Source organism: Scleromatobacter humisilvae, assembly GCF_023231945.1.
GTDB lineage: Bacteria > Pseudomonadota > Gammaproteobacteria > Burkholderiales > Burkholderiaceae_C > Scleromatobacter > Scleromatobacter humisilvae.
In genome coordinates this window covers 1-17,141 of the sequence record NZ_JAJLJH010000003.1, presented here as the reverse complement: position 1 = coordinate 17,141, position 17,141 = coordinate 1, and the positions used below count along the sequence as shown (strand labels likewise).

Annotated in this window: 16 protein-coding genes; 4 read left to right on the top strand and 12 right to left on the bottom strand. The window is 70.4% G+C overall.

The window, feature by feature from the left end; translation table 11 throughout:
- Positions 1-138: 138 nt before the first annotated feature.
- Positions 139-711, top strand: a complete 573-nt coding sequence (locus LPC04_RS13100; RefSeq protein ID WP_275682691.1) for a PEP-CTERM sorting domain-containing protein — start codon at positions 139-141, stop codon at positions 709-711.
- Positions 712-804: 93 nt separating this feature from the next.
- Here the strand turns inward: LPC04_RS13100 and LPC04_RS13095 are convergent, their stop codons facing one another.
- Positions 805-1,767, bottom strand: coding sequence for an MBL fold metallo-hydrolase (locus LPC04_RS13095; RefSeq protein ID WP_275682690.1), 963 nt, complete (start codon positions 1,765-1,767; stop codon positions 805-807).
- Between the two features lie 122 nt (positions 1,768-1,889).
- Here LPC04_RS13095 and LPC04_RS13090 point away from each other — a divergent pair, with 122 nt between their 5' ends.
- Positions 1,890-2,702: an ABC transporter substrate-binding protein gene (locus LPC04_RS13090; RefSeq protein WP_275682689.1), complete on the top strand. Its 813-nt coding sequence runs from the start codon at positions 1,890-1,892 to the stop codon at positions 2,700-2,702.
- 9 nt (positions 2,703-2,711) lie between these two features.
- Here the strand turns inward: LPC04_RS13090 and LPC04_RS13085 are convergent, their stop codons facing one another.
- The 5 genes from LPC04_RS13085 to LPC04_RS13065 all read right to left on the bottom strand — a co-directional run bounded on the left by LPC04_RS13085 (position 2,712) and on the right by LPC04_RS13065 (position 6,929).
- Positions 2,712-3,284, bottom strand: a complete 573-nt coding sequence (locus LPC04_RS13085; protein ID WP_275682688.1) for a chloramphenicol phosphotransferase CPT family protein — start codon at positions 3,282-3,284, stop codon at positions 2,712-2,714.
- Positions 3,285-3,288: 4 nt separating this feature from the next.
- Complete coding sequence (locus tag LPC04_RS13080) at positions 3,289-3,669, bottom strand: RidA family protein (RefSeq protein WP_275682687.1); 381 nt, start codon at positions 3,667-3,669, stop codon at positions 3,289-3,291.
- Between the two features lie 2 nt (positions 3,670-3,671).
- Positions 3,672-4,175, bottom strand: coding sequence for a hypothetical protein (locus tag LPC04_RS13075; RefSeq protein ID WP_275682686.1), 504 nt, complete (start codon positions 4,173-4,175; stop codon positions 3,672-3,674).
- Between the two features lie 78 nt (positions 4,176-4,253).
- Positions 4,254-5,522: a 3-deoxy-D-manno-octulosonic acid transferase gene (locus LPC04_RS13070; protein WP_275682685.1), complete on the bottom strand. Its 1,269-nt coding sequence runs from the start codon at positions 5,520-5,522 to the stop codon at positions 4,254-4,256.
- A gap of 18 nt (positions 5,523-5,540) precedes the next feature.
- Positions 5,541-6,929 (bottom strand): phosphomannomutase/phosphoglucomutase, encoded by a 1,389-nt coding sequence (locus LPC04_RS13065; protein ID WP_275682684.1) that lies wholly within the window; start codon positions 6,927-6,929, stop codon positions 5,541-5,543.
- A 156-nt stretch (positions 6,930-7,085) separates the two neighbouring features.
- Between LPC04_RS13065 and LPC04_RS13060 the strand changes: the two genes are divergently transcribed.
- Both LPC04_RS13060 and LPC04_RS13055 read left to right on the top strand, forming a co-directional pair.
- On the top strand, positions 7,086-8,267 hold the full coding sequence (locus LPC04_RS13060; protein ID WP_275682683.1) for a sensor histidine kinase: 1,182 nt from the start codon (positions 7,086-7,088) through the stop codon (positions 8,265-8,267).
- Positions 8,268-8,298: 31 nt separating this feature from the next.
- Positions 8,299-9,072, top strand: a complete 774-nt coding sequence (locus tag LPC04_RS13055) for a LytR/AlgR family response regulator transcription factor (protein WP_275682682.1) — start codon at positions 8,299-8,301, stop codon at positions 9,070-9,072.
- Positions 9,073-9,075: 3 nt separating this feature from the next.
- Here the strand turns inward: LPC04_RS13055 and LPC04_RS13050 are convergent, their stop codons facing one another.
- The 6 genes from LPC04_RS13050 to LPC04_RS13025 form a co-directional block, all read right to left on the bottom strand.
- Positions 9,076-9,666: a hypothetical protein gene (locus LPC04_RS13050; protein ID WP_275682681.1), complete on the bottom strand. Its 591-nt coding sequence runs from the start codon at positions 9,664-9,666 to the stop codon at positions 9,076-9,078.
- Between the two features lies 1 nt (position 9,667).
- Positions 9,668-12,394: a type VI secretion system ATPase TssH gene (gene tssH, locus LPC04_RS13045; RefSeq protein ID WP_275682680.1), complete on the bottom strand. Its 2,727-nt coding sequence runs from the start codon at positions 12,392-12,394 to the stop codon at positions 9,668-9,670.
- A gap of 100 nt (positions 12,395-12,494) precedes the next feature.
- Entirely contained in the window at positions 12,495-13,658 is a 1,164-nt protein-coding gene (gene tssG / locus LPC04_RS13040) for a type VI secretion system baseplate subunit TssG (RefSeq protein WP_275682679.1), read from the bottom strand.
- A 1-nt stretch (position 13,659) separates the two neighbouring features.
- A complete protein-coding gene (gene tssF, locus LPC04_RS13035; protein ID WP_275682678.1) occupies positions 13,660-15,546 on the bottom strand; it encodes a type VI secretion system baseplate subunit TssF in 1,887 nt (628 codons plus the stop codon).
- Between the two features lies 1 nt (position 15,547).
- Positions 15,548-16,045, bottom strand: coding sequence for a type VI secretion system baseplate subunit TssE (tssE, locus tag LPC04_RS13030; protein WP_275682677.1), 498 nt, complete (start codon positions 16,043-16,045; stop codon positions 15,548-15,550).
- The gene (locus LPC04_RS13025) at positions 16,038-16,886 is read right to left on the bottom strand and encodes a type VI secretion system accessory protein TagJ (protein WP_275682676.1); all 849 of its coding nucleotides are present in this window, start codon (positions 16,884-16,886) and stop codon (positions 16,038-16,040) included. The genes tssE and LPC04_RS13025 overlap by 8 nt, the downstream gene beginning before the upstream one ends.
- Positions 16,887-17,141: the final 255 nt, after the last annotated feature.

The following is a 17,141-nucleotide window of genomic DNA, read 5'->3' as shown; positions in this document are numbered from 1 at the left end:
CAACCGTCGATCGTGTCGAGGCGTGGGCGACGAGACTTCGACTCCACGCCTTGCCCGCTTCATCGCGGGCACGGGGCGGTGTCGTCTCTTCGCCGGCAGGGTGGATTTCCCGATATCAACTTCCGACAACGCAAGAAAATGACCAAGACGTTCACGAAAGCCATCCTCGCCACCGCCGTCGCCCTGCTCGGTGCCACCGGCGCCCAGGCCGCCACCTACACCGAGAATTTCTCGTCCGTGCCGGGCTGGGAATCGGGCTGGCTCGGGGCCGACTCCAACCTGACCAACTATTACGGCATCGGACAGGGCCGCGGCAACAACCCGGACGGTCTGTGGGTCGGTGAATCGAAGATCGACTTCACGTCCAGCTTCGGCGCAACGATCACGTCGCTGAGCTTCGACGTCGCGGCCTACACGGGCACCAGCTCGATCGAGTTCTTCAACGCCACCGGCGGCCTGATCTCGACGCAGACCCTGACCGCGACCAACGGCGCCTTCAGCAACCCTGGCGTGTATGAGCACTTCACCGTGAATTCCTCGACGGGCATTTCGAGCTTCGAGTTCACGTCGCCGTCGACGGTCGGCAACACCAGCATCGACAACGTCGTCGTCGTCACCGCCAGTGCCGTGCCGGAAGCCGGCAGCCTCTCGATGATGCTCGCCGGCCTGGGCGCGATCGGCTTCCTGGCCCGTCGCAAGAAGCAAGCTTGATCGGGCGGCCGCGTCGCGCGGCCGTTCGCTCCCCGAAGCGGGCGCCCTCCGGCAGGACGGCGCCCGTCTTGCTGTCCGCGCCGGACGGGGCGCTCAGCAACCCTTCACGCACCTGCCCGCGCCGTCGAACTCCATTGTGTGCCCCGACAACGGCACATGCGCCGGCACCTTCACGGCCTTGACGAACGCCTCCGTCTTGCTGCCCGCGCGAACCTTGCCGTCGACGGTGCCGATTTCGTTCGCATGCGAAGGAATCACCGATGCCGGCTTGACGAGGTCGTTGACGACATAGGCCGCCTCGGCCGGGCCGGTGGTGAAGCCATCGCCCATGTTCATCACGACGAGGCTGGCGTGGTAGTAGTCGCGGATGACAAGCTGCTGGTCGGCGAGGATGCCGGTGTCGCCGGACAGGTACGCCACCAGCCCGTTGCTGAAGCGCAGCACGTAGCCCGTCGCCGGCCCGACGTCGCCGGTGAGGCCCGCGGCCTTCATCTGCTTGCCGAGGTCGCCGTCGATGAACAGCGGGTCGACGCCGTTGCTGTGCAGCGCCGCGACCGTCGCGATCTTCACGCCGCCCACGGTCACGCTGCCGCCGAAGCGCGCGAGCATCGAGTCGGCCGGGTCGCCGCCGCCGGCCTTCAGGCGCGCGGCGAAGAACGGCGGCATCTCGCTGCCCGTCACGATCTTCGATTTCTTGGCAAGCGCGATGTCGACGACGTTGGACTGCGGCGTCGGCACCGAGATGTCCGGCTTCGCGCACGTGCCCGCGCCGGCGGCCTTGATGTGGGCCTCGCCGAGGTGGTCGTTGTGCATGTGGCTGACCAGGATCACGTCGATCTTGCCGAGCCGCGGGTCGGCGCCGCCGGCCACCGTGTGCCCCGGGTCGTAGAGCACGCGGGTGCCGTTCGGATCCTCGAAGACCAGCGCGCGATCCTGCGCGCAGAACTCGCCGTCGATGCCGCCCAGCGGCGTCACCTTGACGGTCTGTGCGAGGACGGGTTGGACGAACAGGGCGCACAGCGCGCCCGCGGCGGCGATCCAGCTCAAGCGGCTCATTGACGGCTCCATGGCGGCGACGGAAGCGCGATCTTACGGCGCGGCGGGCTTGTCCCTGGCGGCGTCGCGCGCCCGGGCGTCGCGCACAATCGCAGCCCGATCGAGTCCGACCAGGAACACGCATGCGCCCGCCGACCGCCCTGCCCGCTTCGCGCCGCAGACTGCTGATGCTGGGCGGCGCGCTGGCGCTGGCGGGCTGCGCCGCCTCCGCGCCCGATGCGCGCGACGGCGCGATCGCCGAGCTGGCGTCCACCGGCACGCTGCGCGCGGCCATCAACCTCGGCAATCCGATCCTGGCCAGCCGCGATGCGGACGGCGCGCCGCAGGGCGTGTCGGTCGATCTCGCGCGCGAGGCCGCGCGACGGCTCGGCGTGAGGCTCGAGCTGCGGCCCTTCGAATCGGCCGGCGCGGTGGTCGAGGCGGTCAAGGCCAGGCAGGTGGATCTCGCCTTCGTCGCGATCGACCCGGTGCGCGGCGCCGACACCGACTACACGCCGCCCTACGTGATCATCGAAGGCGCGTACCTCGTGCGCGACGATTCGCCGCTGCAGCGCAACGACGAGGTGGACCGCCCCGGCACGCGCGTGGCGGTCGGCCGCGGCAGCGCCTACGACCTGTTCCTGGCGCGCGAGCTGAAGGCCGCGACCCTCGTGCGCGCGCCGACCTCGCCGGCCGTCACCGACCTGTTCCTGGCGCAGCACCTCGACGTCGCCGCCGGGGTGCGCCAGCAGCTGGAGGCCGACGCGCGCCGCGTCGGCGGCGTGCGGCTGCTGCCGGGGCGCTTCATGGCCATCGAGCAGGCGATGGGCGTTCCCAAGGGCCGGACGCGGGCGCAGGCCTGGCTCAGCGGCTTCGTCGCGGAGATGAAGGCCTCGGGCTTCGTGGCCGACGCGTTGAAGCGCCACCACATCGACGGCGCGCTCGTCGCGCCCTGACGCCGCGCGTCACGCGCGCGCGGCCATGCGCGCGAACGAGCCGGGATGCGATCGCGCGCGCCAGGCGCGCAGCACGTCGGCCGCGAGCGCGTCGGCGGGCGCCGTCGTCCGCACCTCGTAGTCGTAGGCGCCGAACGCGTGCGTGGTCGCGTCGTCCTCGCGCGCGGAGCCAAGGCGGCGGTCGCCGCGCTCGCGTTCGCGCCGCTCCAGTTCGTCCACCGGACACCGCACGCCGACATGGAAGACATCGAACGGCGCCAGCAGCTTGACCAGCCGCTGCATCCACCCGGAGGTCTCGACGATGTGCTCGACGATCAGGTCGTTGCCCGCGGCCGCCAGCGCCGGGATGCTGCGGTGGAAGCCGTCGAAGAACGCCGGCCGCATGCGGGCCCACTCGAAGTCGCCGGAGGCCATGCGCTCGTGCGGCAGCACGCGCGCGGCCAGCAGGTGGTCGATCGACCAGTGCCAGAACGGCTCGTCGAGCTGGCGCTGCAGCGCCAGCGCGAGGCTGGACTTGCCCGAGCTCGATGCGCCGTTCAGCAGGATGATCCGGCCGGGCCGCACGGTCGCGTCGTCGGACATGCGCTCAGGCCTCGGCGATCGCCGCGATCGACACCTTCAGCCCAGGGATCCGCGCCGGCAGCTTCGCGCCCTGGCGCGCCGGCGGGTCGGACGGGAACCAGCGCAAGTACTCCTCGTTCATGCCGGCGAAGTCGTCCTCGTCGGCGAGCACGATGGTGACGCTGACGATCCTGTCCATCGAGCTGCCGGCGGCCTCGAGGATGGCCGAGATGTTGGTCAGGCACTGGCGCGTCTGCTCCTGCACCGTCGTGCCGACGATCTTGCCCGTGGCGGGATCGTGCGGCGCGGTGCCCGAGACGAAGACGAGGCCCGCGGCCCTGACGGCCTGGCTGTAGGCGGCGGGCGGCTTGGCGGCCTTGTCGGTGAACACGATGTGGCGGGGCATGGCTAGATCGGCGCCTTGACGTTGCCGTAGGCGTAGCGCGTGACGACGTCGCCGCCGCCCCCCCCGGGGAGGCGGGTCACGACGCTGAGCGCGAGCCCGGTGCCCTTGGCGATGGCGATGCGCGTGTCGATGACGACGTCGTCGTTGACGGTGTGCGTGGCGTAGTTGGCCGCGGGCGTGCCGTCGACGACGGAGTCGGGCAGCGCCTTGCAGCTGAACTCGCTGGCATCCTTCAGGTTCTCGCGCGACATGGCGATGTTGTCCCTGGCCGAGATCTCGCTCTTGCGCCAGGCGCCGCGCACCTGGATGTAGACCGCGCCATCCACGGTCACGCCATGCAGGACGTCCGTCCCCCGGTTGGTGGTGGTCGTGTGGTTGGCCTGGATCGACTTCTCCAGCGCCGCAAAGACGGGTTTGCAATCGCCCGACAACTCGGCGGCGCGCGGGGTCGTCGACGTCGCGAGCACGGCGGCGGCGAGCGCCAGGGCGGTGGAACGGATGGGCATCGCAGGCTCCTGGCAGGCCGGTGGTGTGGGGATTCTGGAGGCGCGACCGTGCGCACCAATCCCTAACACCCGTCGACGCTACAGCAGCCGCACGATCCGGTCCGCCATCCGCTCCGCCGCGCCCTTGTGCGTGGCCGCGAACGCGAGCGCGCGCGAGCTCGCGATGTGCTGCAACTCCGAGCCCACCACCTGCAGCGCGCGGCGCAGCGCGTGCTGCATGTCGGGCTCCTGCCACGCGGCGCCCGCGAGCGCGGCCTGCCTGGCGGCCTCGGCGAAGTTGAACGTGGACGGGCCCATCACGATGGGGCAGCCGCAGGCCGCGGCCTCGATCAGGTTGTGGCCGCCGAGCGCCATGAAGCTGCCGCCCAGCAGCGCGACGTCGGACGCCGCGTAATACTGCGGCATCTCGCCGAGCGAGTCGCCGAGCCAGGCATCGACGTTCAGCTGCTCGGCCGACGGCATCTCTCCCCACGCGCTGCGGCGCGCCACGCGCAGGCCGTGCTGCACCAGCAGCGCCTCCACCTCGTCGAAGCGCTGCGGATGCCGTGGCACGACGATCAGGAACGGATTGCGCCCCTGCACGCGGCCCCACTCGCGCATCAGCTCGGCCTCCTCGCCCTCGCGCGTGATCGCGGCCAGCACCACCGGCCGGCCGATCGCCGCGTGCCACGTCTTGCCGCGCGCGAGCAGCGCGGGCGACGGCCGCACGTCGAACTTGAGGTTGCCCGACAACGCGACGCGCTTCGCCCCGCCCTCGCGCAGGCGCTCGGCGTCGTCCTCGGTCTGCGCCAGCACGTCGGTGACGACCGCCGCGGCCGGACGCATCAGCGCGGCGAAGCGCTCGCCGCGGCGCGCGCTGCGCTCGGACAGCCGCGCGTTGGCAAGCACCATCGGCACGCCGCGATCCTCGGCGCCGTGCAGCAGGTTCGGCCAGATCTCGGTCTCCATCAGCACGCCGATGGCCGGACGCGTGCGCTGCAGGAAGCGGCGCACGGCGCCGGGCGTGTCCAGCGGCAGCCAGGACTGGCGATCGCCGTTGCGCATCAAGGCCTGGCCCGCCTCGCGGCCGGTGGCGGTGCCGTGCGTGAGCAGCAGCCGCATCTCGGGCCGGCGCAGCCGCAGCGCGTCGATCAGCGCGGTGGCGGCGCGCGTCTCGCCGAGCGACACCGCATGCACCCAGATCGACCCGGCGGGGATGTCGACGCCGTAGCCCAGGCGCTCGCGCATCGCGAAGCGATAGCCCGGCTCCTTGCGGCCGCGCAGCCAGTAGCGCAGCAGGATGGCCGGCAGCAGCAGGCGCAGCGCGAACGTGTACGCGCGAAGCGCGAGGCGCTGCTTGAAGGTCATCGCCACCGGCATTCAGGCTCAGTGCGCGGCAGCGCCGACATGCGCGTCGGGCTTGACCTTCTTCAGCGCCGCCATGAAGTCGTGCTGGATGCGATCCAGCGCGGCCTGCGTGTGGCCTTCGAAGCGCAGCACCAGCACCGGCGTCGTGTTGGACGCGCGGATCAGGCCGAAGCCGTCGTCGTACTCGGCGCGCAGGCCGTCGATGGTCAGGATCTCCGCGCCCGGGAACTTCGCCTCGGCCAGCAGGCGCTCGATGATCCGCGGCGGCTCGCCTTCGGCACAAGCGACGTTCAGCTCGGGCGTCGAGAAGCTGGTGGGCAGCTCGTCGAGCACCGCGCTCGGGTCGGCGCTGCGCGACAGGATCTCCAGCAGGCGCGCGGCCGTGTAGGTGGCGTCGTCGAAGCCGTACCAGCGCTCGGAAAAGAAGATGTGGCCGCTCATCTCCCCGGCGATCGGCGCGCCGGTCTCCTTCAGCTTGGCCTTGACCAGCGAGTGCCCCGTCTTCCACATCAGCGGCTCGCCGCCGGCGTCGCGGATCGCGATCGGCAGGCGCTGCGAGCACTTGACGTCGTAGATGATGGGCGCGCCCTTCACGCGGGTCAGGATGTCGCGCGCGAACAGCATCAGCTGGCGATCCGGATAGATGATGTTGCCGCCGCGCGTGACGACGCCCAGGCGGTCGCCGTCGCCGTCGAAGGCCAGGCCCAGCTCGGCCTCGGTGGCGTGCACTGTCCGGATCAGGTCGACCAGGTTCTCCGGCTTGGACGGATCGGGATGGTGGTTGGGGAAGTCGCCGTCGACGCGGCTGTAGAGGTCGATCACCTCGCAGCCGAGCGCGCGCAGGATGCCCGGCGCCGACGCGCCCGGGATGCCGTTGCCCGAGTCGACGACGATCTTCATGGGCCGCGACAGCTTGCAGTCGCTCGTGATGCGGTGCGTGTACTCGGCGAGGATGTCCATCGTCGCGACGCGGCCCTCGCCCATCACGTAGTCCTCGTTCTGCATGCGCTCGCGCAGCTTCTGGATGTCCTCGCCGTAGATCGCGCGGCCGGCCAGCACCATCTTGAAGCCGTTGTAGTTCTTCGGGTTGTGGCTGCCGGTGACCTGGATGCCCGAGTGGCAGCCGTGCTTGCCGCGCGTGGCGGCCACGTAGTAGAGCATCGGGGTGGTGACGGCGCCGATGTCGACGACGTCGAGGCCGGTGGACCGCAGGCCCTTGACGAGCGCGGCGACCAGGCGCGGACCCGAGACGCGGCCGTCGCGGCCCACCGCGACCGCCTTCTCGCCCAGGCGCACCGCCTCGCTGCCGAAGGCGCGGCCCAGGTGCTCGGCGAAGGCGTCGTCGAGCGCCTCGTCGACGATGCCGCGGATGTCGTAGGCCTTGAAGGCGGATGCTTTGACTTGCATGGCAGGGTTCTTCTCGGATGCTGGGGCGGTGGCGGCGATTCTACGGGCCGGGCTGCGCCGGCCGGCCCGCGCCGCGCCCTTGCCGTTCGTCGCCTGCACCGTCGATCGGTCGCCGGACGCGGGTGCCGGCCGGGCAAGTGCCTACACTGGGACGCCATGATCCCGACGAGCCCTCTTCGAACCGCCACACTGCGCGCCAGCTGGATCCACTGGGCCGGCATCGGCTCGCCCGGCGGCAGCCCGGCCTGGGTGCAGGTGCTGTGGACGATGATCTACGCGGCCATCGTCGCCACCGGCTTCACGGTGCTGAGCTTCGCGCTCAACGCGCACAGCGCGGCACGATGGTTCGACCTGCACGAATGGCTCGTGGTCTTCGGCACCAATTTCGTCATCTCGCTGACGATCGCCTTCATCATCCAGGGCATGTTCCTGCTGGGCCGCAGGACGATCGGGCACGCGCGCATCCAGGCGTTCGGCGCCTGGCAGCGCACGCTCTACTTTGCGGGGATCCCGATCGTGGGATCCCTCGTCGGCTGGCCGACCGGCGTCTCCCTGGTGATGGGCAACCTCGATTTCGTGCGCCGCATGACGTCGAGCGAGCTCGCCTCCAGCCTGCTGCTGTCGGTGCTGATCAGCGCGATGTTCCTCCTTTATTTCTCGCTGCGCGTCGGCCGCGCGCGCGCCGACATGCGCGCCAACGAGGCCCAGCTGCGCCTGCTGCAGGGCCAGATGGAGCCGCACTTCCTGTTCAACACGCTGGCCAACGTCATCAGCCTGATCGACGCCGACGCACCGCGCGCCAAGCACACGCTGGAGGCGCTGACCGACTACCTGCGCGCGTCGCTGGGCGGACTGCGCCGCGACGACAGCACGCTGGCCGGCGAGCTCGACCTCGCTCGCCGCTACCTGCAGCTGATGCAGACGCGCATGGGCGAGCGGTTGCGCTTCGAGATCGAGGCCGACGATGCCCTGGGCCGCGCGGCGCTGATGCCGCTGGTGCTGCAGCCGCTGATCGAGAACGCGGTCAAGCACGGGCTGGAGCCGCAGGTCGACGGTGGCACCGTGCGCGTGAAGGCCACGCGCGTCATGCTGGACGGCGAGGACTGCCTGCAGGTCTGCATCGAGGACGACGGCGCCGGCCTCGCCGCGGCAGCGCGCCGCCCGCGCCGGCGCGTCGCCGGCGGCGCCGACGGCAACGGCATTGCGCTGGCCAACCTGCGCGAACGCCTGCAGGCCCGCTTCGGCGGCTCGGCGCGCCTGACGCTGACGGAACTCGGCGCCGGCACCGGCACGCGCGCCTGCATCGTCGTGCCCTGGCAGCTCGCGTCCGCTGCCTGACAATCGCCAGCTCAACGACATCCGACCCGACATGACCCGCGCCCTCATCGCCGACGACGAACCCCACCTCGCCCACTACCTGCGCGACCAGCTGGCCAAGCTGTGGCCCGGGCTGGAGATCGTCGCCATCGCACGCAACGGCCTCGAGGCCGCCGCGCAGATCGCCGAGCTGCAGCCCGACATCGCCTTCCTCGACATCCAGATGCCCGGCCTCACCGGCCTCGACGTGGCCGCCGGCATCGAGGGCCTGACCCGCGTCGTCTTCGTCACCGCCTACGACGAGTACGCGCTGACGGCCTTCGACGCCGAGGCGCTGGACTACGTGCTCAAGCCGGTGACCGCGGAGCGTCTCGCGCGCACGGTCGAACGGCTGCAGCGCGCGTTCGCGCCGCGCGCGGGCGGCGACGCGCCGCACGTCGACGACGACCACCTCGCCCGCGCGCTGCGCGCCCTGCAGGCCGCGCCCGCGCCGGCGGCCGCGCCGTTGCGCTGGATCCGCGCGAGCCAGGGCGAGCTGACGCACCAGGTCGCGGTCGGCGACGTGATGTTCTTCAATGCCGACGACAAGTACACCTGCGTGCGCACCGCCAGGGCCGAATACCTGATCCGCACGCCCATCACCGAGCTCGCCGCGCAGCTCGACCCGCAGCAGTTCTGGCAGATCCACCGCTCGACCATCGTCAACCTGGCCCACATCGCCGGCACGCGGCGCGACGAGGCGAGCCGGCTGTTCGTGCGCGTCGCGGGCTGGGACAGCGAGCTGCCCGTGAGCCGGGCCTACGTGCACCTGTTCAAGCCGATGTGAGGTTCAGCGCTTCGCGGCGCTGGCGGCCTTCGCGGCTCTTGCCGCACGCTCTTCGGCGATGAGCGCGTCCCATGGCGATCCTTGCGCGAAGCGTCCCGGCGGGGACATCGCGTCGATGAGATCGAAGGCGTTCACGAGCGACTTGGCGCCGGCGGCGCTGTCGCAGCTCAGGCCGCGCGGACGTGCCGTCGACGGCACACGGAGCAGCACGATCTCGGCGAATTCCGGACCGATGTCTTCGTCCTCCGTGACGACGTATTCGAGCTTGTAGATCGTGTCGACGTGGCGGAACCAGACGCTGTCCGAATCAAGCTTGCCGTCCGCACGTCGCCCTGCCTCGTGGAAGAACGTGGCGCCCATGGCCGGATCGCTCGTCAAAGCGGGCACCTGCAGTTCCGGCGCGCGCCCGGGCAGTCCGAAGCGATACTGCAGGTAACGCGGCTGCGCATCGTGCCCGCACAACGACGCGATCTTGTGTGCCGGACCGATCGTGCAGCTGAAATAGCTCGTCTCGTCGGCACGGCACAGCGTGGCCGGCGCCGCGAAAGCCGCGGCGCCGGACGAGAGCATGAGACCGACGAGCCAGCCGCGCACGTCAATCGAACGCGTAGCTGAACTCGCCATCCTTCGCGCCCACCTTCACGCCCGCGATGGGCGTGCCCTGCATCGTGCGCGTGAGGAACTCGCGCGAGATCTCGGGCAGCATCGTGTTGGTGAGGATGGCGTCGATCATGCGGCCGCCGGACTCGCTCTCCGTGCAGCGGCTGACCACCAGCTTGACGACGTCCTCGTCGTACGTGAACGGCATCTTGTAGCGCGCCTCGATGCGCTTCTTGATGCGGTTCAGCTGCAGCGCGACGATCTTGCCCAGCATCTCGTCGGACAGCGGGTAGTACGGAATCGTGACGAGCCGGCCCAGCAGCGCCGGCGGGAAGATTTTCAGCAGCGGCTCGCGGATCGCCTTGGCCATGCCCTCGGGGTCGGGCATCAGGTCCGGATCCTTGCAGAGGTTGGCGATCATGTCGGTGCCGGCGTTGGTCGTCAGCAGGATCAGCGTGTTGCGGAAGTCGATGGAGCGGCCCTCGCCGTCCTCCATCCAGCCCTTGTCGAAGACCTGGAAGAACAGCTCGTGCACGTCGGGGTGCGCCTTCTCGACCTCGTCGAGCAGCACCACGCTGTAGGGCTTGCGCCGCACGGCCTCGGTCAGCACGCCGCCCTCGCCATAGCCGACATACCCGGGGGGGGCACCCTTCAGCGACGAGACCGTGTGCGCCTCCTGGTACTCGCTCATGTTGATGACGATCAGGTTCTGCTCGCCGCCGTAGAGCGACTCGGCCAGCGCGATGGCGGTCTCGGTCTTGCCGACGCCCGAGGTGCCGGCCAGCATGAACACGCCGATCGGCTTGCTCGGGTTGTCGAGGCCGGCGCGCGAGGTCTGGATGCGCTTGGCGATCATCTCCATCGCGTGATCCTGGCCGATGACGCGCTTGCCCAGCAGCTGTGGCAGCTTCAGCACGGTGTCGATCTCGTTGGCGGCCATGCGGCCGACCGGGATGCCCGTCCAGTCGCCGACGACGCTGGCCACGGCCTGGAAATCGACCGTCGGCAGCATCAGCGGGCTCTCGCCCTGCAGCTTGGTGAGCGCATCCTGCACGCCGCGCAGCTCGGTCATCACGTCGGTGCGCTCGCCGTCGGTGAGCGTGGCCTGGGCCTCGGCGGCCTTCTCGGCGCTCGCCTCGAGCGCGCTGCCGGTGCCCTCGACGGGCTGGCCGCCGTCGCGCAGCTTCGCGCGCAGCGCCAGCAGGCGGTCGACCAGCGCCCGCTCGTCGTTCCAGCGTGTCGTGAGCGTGGCCAGGCGATCCTTCTCGGCGGCCAGCAACGCGTTGACGTTCTCCTCGCGCTCGGCGGTCGGGATGCCGATCGCGGCCTCGCGGGCGATGATGCCGATCTCGGTCTCGAGCGCCTCGATGCGGCGCTGCGAGTCGTCGACCTCGGCCGGCACCGCATGCAGGCTGATCGCCACGCGCGCGGACGCGGTGTCCAGCAGGCTCACCGACTTGTCGGGCAGCTGGCGCGCCGGGATGTAGCGGTGCGACAGCCTCACCGCGGCCTCGAGCGCCTCGTCGAGGATCTGCACCTTGTGGTGCTTCTCCATCGTGCTGGCGACGCCGCGCATCATCAGGATGGCCTTCTCCTCGCTCGGCTCGTCGACCTGGATGTTCTGGAAGCGGCGCGTCAGCGCGGGATCCTTCTCGATGTACTTCTTGTACTCGGCCCAGGTCGTCGCGCCGATCGTGCGCAGCTGGCCGCGCGCGAGCGCCGGCTTGAGCAGGTTGGCCGCGTCGCCGGTGCCGGCCGCGCCGCCGGCGCCCACCAGCGTGTGCGTCTCGTCGATGAACAGGATGATGGGCTTGGGGCTGGCCTGCACCTCGTCGATGACCGAGCGCAGGCGCTGCTCGAACTCGCCCTTCATGCTCGCGCCGGCCTGCAGCAGGCCGACGTCCAGCGTCAGCAGCGAGACCTCCTTCAGGCTGGGCGGCACGTCGCCGCGCGCGATGCGCTGCGCGAAGCCCTCGACCACCGCCGTCTTGCCGACGCCGGCCTCGCCGACCAGGATCGGGTTGTTCTGGCGGCGGCGCATCAGGATGTCGACGACCTGGCGGATCTCGTCGTCGCGGCCGACGATCGGATCCATCTTGCCGGCGCGCGCCTGCGCGGTGAGGTCGACGGTGAACTTCTTGAGCGCCTCCTGCTTGCCCATCTGCGCCGGCGCGATCGCGCCGCTGGCTTCGCCCGGGGCCGCGCCACCGCCGACGTTCGAACCGTCGCGCGCGCCGAGCGTGTCCTCCGGCGAGCCCGCGACGATCTTGGCGAAGTCGTCGAACAGGTCGTCGGGCTTGATCTTGCGGAACTCGCCGGAGATCGCATACAGCGCGTTGCGCAGCGTCTGCGTCTTGACCGCGCCGACCATCAGCAGGCCCGTGCGCACCGCGCTCTCGCCGAACTGCAGCGTGCCGTAGAGCCAGCCTTCCTGCACCATCTTCTCGATGGTCGGCGAGAAGTCGGAGATGGACGTCGCGCCGCGCGGCAGCGCGTCGAGCGAGGCCGTGATGTCCGCGGCCAGGCGCGAGGCGTCGAGCGCGAAGTGCTTGAAGATGCGGTGCAGGTCGGAGTCGTTCGCCTGGATCAGCTGGTGCAGCCAGTGCACCAGTTCGACATACGGGTTGCCCCGGAGCTTGCAGAAGACCGTCGCTCCCTCGATGCCCTTGTAGGCCACCGGATTGAGCTTGCCGAACAGCGCGACACGACTGATTTCACTCACGGAAAACTCCTCTTGCGGGCCTCGACGTGCCCAGTTGGATGTCGACTCGATTGGATAGTCGATCGCCGGCGTTTTCAATCCCCCGGCATGGGCAAACGCATCAGGTGATACCCAGCACCAGGTCCTTCGCGGGCTCGTCGACTCGGCGCGTGCCGAGCCAGGCCGTCCAGCCCAGCGCGCCGGCCGCGCCGAGCCTGACGGGTGGCACTTCGTCCTTCTCGAGCACCAGCTGCATCTCGCACGAGAGCTCGTGGCCGACGTAGTTCAGCACCCAGTCGCGCAGCCGCCGCATGCTCTCGCCGCCGGGCAGGAAGCGCTTGTACTGTTCGAGGCTGAGCGGGCCGATCTCGATGCGGAAGCGCGTCTGGCAGTCCCACACCTTGGCGCCGATCACGGCGCTCTGGCCGAGGCCGACCGGCGCGTTGCGCAGGCCGATGCGCGAGTGCGCCTCCTCGGGCAGGCGCATCCAGTGCGGCTGCCACTGGTGCACGCGCACCGGCACGCGGAAGAAGTCGTTGAGGATGCGCTCGAGGCCCTCGGCGCCGTGCACCGAACGCCCGAGGATGCCGGCCGCGGCGAGGCGCGCGCCGTCCGGCACCGCGTCGCGCCCCAGCAGCGTGGGCTGGCCATAGCCGGCCAGCGAGCCGACCCAGCGGCTGAACGGATCGTTGTCGGGGCGGTCGAGGCTCACCGCCGGCTGCGCCTCGGCCCAGGCGCGATACAACAGCGACAGCAGGCGGTGGTGGAACATGTCCAGGAAGCGCACCAGCGCGCGATCCGAGGGCATGCGCCGCGCACGCTCGCGCGCGTACTCGGTCAGGTGCAGCGGCAGCGGGCCGTTGGCGCCGAACAGGCCGAAGAAGCGCTGCGTCAGCGTGGGCGGCGCGTCGCCGTCGGCGGGCGTGAAGCTCGCGAGCGCCGCCGGGGCGAACGACAGCGAAGGCGTCTGCGCGAAGCGGATCGGATCGTCGCGCAGGCGCAGCGAGGTGCCCACGCGCGGCAGGCCGGGATGCGCGTTCTCGAGCAGGCGCACGGCCATGAAGAAGTCGAACTTGTGCGGCTCCTCGCGCAGGCGCCGCAGCAGCTCCTGGCGCGCCTCGTGACGCGCGGCCTTCGCCGCCTCCTGCTGCGCCAGCAATTCCGCCACTGCCGCGGCGTGGCCGCCGACCTCGCCCTTGAGCGCATCGAGCGAGTTGAGGACGTCGCTGACCGTGAGGATGCGCGTGCCCTCCGGATCGTCCTCTTCGGCAGCGGCGTCCGTCATGTCAGAGCACCGAACGCGCGCCGATGCGCGGCGGCCACGTCTTGACCATGCCACGCGTCTGCGAGGCCAGCACCAGCTGCGTGAAGCTGTTCATGCTGGCGTAGCGGGCGAGGAAGCGATCGAGCACGGCGCCCAGCACGAGGATGCCGGTGCCCTCGAAGGCGCGCTCGTCCAGCGACAGCCAGACCTTGGTGCCGCGCCCGAACACGATCGGCCCCTTGACCGGGATGCGGCTGATCGCCGCCTCGCTGCGCACCGAGACCAGCCCTTCGAGCTGCTTGTGCAGCGGCGACAGTTCGTCCATGCCGTACAGCGACAGCAGCTCGCGCAGCGACGCCGCGCCGCCGTTGCCTTCGCTGTCGATCAGCGACAGGTAGTTGAGCGACAGGTGGCTCAGCGCGCGCCACGGCCCCTTGCCCTCGCCCACCGGCGTGACGGGCCGCGTCGGCCCGCGGATGCAGCGCACGCCCTTGACCGGCGTGTTCTCCTCGAGGAAGAAGTCGTTGGCGCTGCCGATGGTCAGCGTCAGCGGGAGGTCGCGGTTGGTGCTGAGCGTGTCGATGGCGAGCTGCACCACCGACGGCGGCCACGGCGCGGTCTGCGGGTCGGCCAGCGTCACATAGACCTCGGTGCCGATGTAGCCGCTGCGCGGCCCGCGCTGGCGCGACGCCTCGGACTGCACGCGCTGCATGCGGCGCGTCGAATAGAACGCGTACGAGTCGGCGCCGGCGTCGTCGTAGCGCGCGTACAGCGGCTTGAACTCGCGCACCTGCGCGACGCCCGACTTGTCGATGCCCGCCACCGACAGCAGCGAGTAGACCTCGTAGTCCATCGGCCGCGCGCGGTCGCTGACGACGTGGAACTCGTGGTCGCGCGTGTTGACCTCGACGCGGTCGGCGCGCTTCTGGAACAGGTTGATCGCCGGCGTGCAATGCAGCGCGAAGTTGCTCGGGTCGAGCGACTTCTCCAGCGTGACGTCGCTGCGGTCGGTGATGAACAGCAGTTCGAACTCCGACGAACCGATCTTGCCGATCAGCTCGCGCAGTCCCTTGACGCGCGCGAACAGGTAGCGTGCCGGGAACGCGGCGTATTCCTTGAGCAGGCGATAGCCGGACAGCGCCCGATCCTGCACCGGCAGCAGCGCCTCGTCGTCCTCGAAGCCGCCGGGCGTCAGCGCGTCGGCGCCGAGCACGCCGACGAACGCGTTGCGGCGCAGCGGGTCGACGACGGCGATGCCCAGGCAACGCGCGAAGAACTGCTCGTAGACGCGGTGCGCAATGCCGTCGTCGCCGGCCATGTGCAGCACGAGCTCGTCGAGCTCGACCTGGTTGGCCAGCAGCGACGCACCGACGCGGAAGCGGATGCGCAGGCAGGCGTTGGGCGACACCAGCCCGGACAGCGCGGCCGGCGGCACGTCCGTGACATGCGACTGGAAGCGCGCCTGCGAGATGCGCAGCGGCCACAGCCGCACGGCCTGGCCCGTGGTGAAGCGGCAGGCGGTGCGCTCGCCGGGTTGCAGCCGCGAGCTCATCGCGCTGCCGCGCGGCACGGTCGGGCCCGCGGCCAGCGCCGGGTCGTCGAGATCGGGCTCGAACTGCGCGATCAGCATCGACGGCGTCGGCGCGAGGTAGGTCGGGTAGACCAGCTCGAGCAGGTACTGCGTGAAGCGCGCGTACTCGGCGTCCTGCTGGTAGTGCACGCGGCCGGCGAGGAAGGCGAAGCCTTCGAGCAGCCGCTCCACGTACGGGTCGACGCATTCGCCCCCGGAGGTGGTCTGCTCCAGCGCGAGGCGGCCGGCGATCTTCGGATGCTCGCGCGCGAACTCCGCGGCCGCGTCGCGGATGTGCAGCAGTTCCTGCCGGTAGTAGCCGAGGAGCCGGGGGTCCATGTCAGGGCGCCTTGTGTTCGAGGACCTGGGTCATGCCGCTCTCGAGGTCGATCTCGGTGCGCATGTAGATCTCCAGCGGGATCGGTTGCGACCACAGCTGGCCCTCGATCCGAAAGCCCAGTACGTTGTGCGTCTCGCCCTTGTTGCCCTCGGCGGTCACCTTGAGCGTGTGCGCGATGATGCGCGGCTCGAAGCGCAGGATCACGTCGCGCAGCACGCGTGCGAGTTCGCCGAGGTCGTACTGCGACGCTGGCCGGCCGGCCAGCGGAGGCATGCCGAAGTTGATGACGGAGCCGCCCAGCAGCGCGTCGCCGTCGAAGTCGATGCTGGACTGCGTGGCGTTGAACAGCCAGTTGAGGTCGCGCAGCACGTTCTCGCGCAGCCGCTGCAGCGTGGCCGAACGGTTCTCGCGCGGCTCGGTGGCGCGGCCCGGCTCGTCGTCGATCAGGCGATCGAGCAACGACGGGTAGAGGCGATCGCGCGAGAGCGCTTCAGGCATCGGACTGCGTGCCCGTCTCGGCCGCGGGCGCGCTCTCGACCAGCGCGGTGTCCAACGTCACCACGCGCACGTCCAGCAGCGCGATCTCGGCCTGGTCGGTGGCCAGCATGCGCTGGCCGAAGCCGTGCCAGGCGCCGCCGGCCTGCTCGCGCCAGTCCGTCGCACGCGCCAGCCGCAGCGCGTTGTCGGCCTCGCGCTCGGTGCCGGGGTAGCGCGTGGGAATCAGCGCGACGTTGGCCGCGCCGTTCTCCAGCGTCAGCGTGGCCGGCGCCCACACGAAGTCGCGCAGGTCGGCGGGCTTCTCGATCTCGATGCGCATCAGGCGCGAGACCGGTACCCAGTAGTACTTGCCGTTGATGATCGCCTCGATCACCGGCCCGAGGCGCGAGTCGGCGTCGGCCAGCCAGGCGAACGGGGCGTCGTCGAGCTTGCCCGACGTGGCGGGCGCGGCCTCGAGCGCGCGGGCGCGCAGTTCGGCGGCGGCGTCGGGCCGGCCTTCGGCGTCGACGCGCAGCGCCTCGATCATCATCGCGAGCCAGTCCTGCGGCGCGCCCAGCACCAGCGGGGAACGCTTGCCGTCGAAGACGTCGCGCCGCAGCGCCTCGCAGCGCAGCGCCTCGCGGTAGGTCTCGACCATCGGCTTGGACGATGGATCGAGCTCGATCAGCACATCCAACTGCGTGCCGGCCTTCATCCACTCGCCCTGCACGCAGTAGATCTGGAACAGGAAGATGCGCAGGTCAGAGCGCTGCGGCTGCTTCTGGATCATCTTGCGAAGATCGTCGAAGTGCGCCAACGGGTCGGCCGAGGAAAACTGCATCGCGAGATCGATGGACGCCATGAACGCTTCACCTCAGGATCAAAAAGCAACGCCGGCCAAGATGACCGGCGCCTTCGGGAATTCGAGTCTTCGAGCGCCACGCACCGGAACGAGACGCGGCGCACGAAGATGGCCGACCCGCGCGCGGATCGGCCTCGCACGAGCTCAGTCCTTCGAGTTCTCGGCGATGTTCCAGTTCATCGACGGCTTGTCGCCGGCGCTGCCGTCCTTCTTCTGCTCGACGTAGTCGACCTTGACCGACGCGAAGTTCAGCGT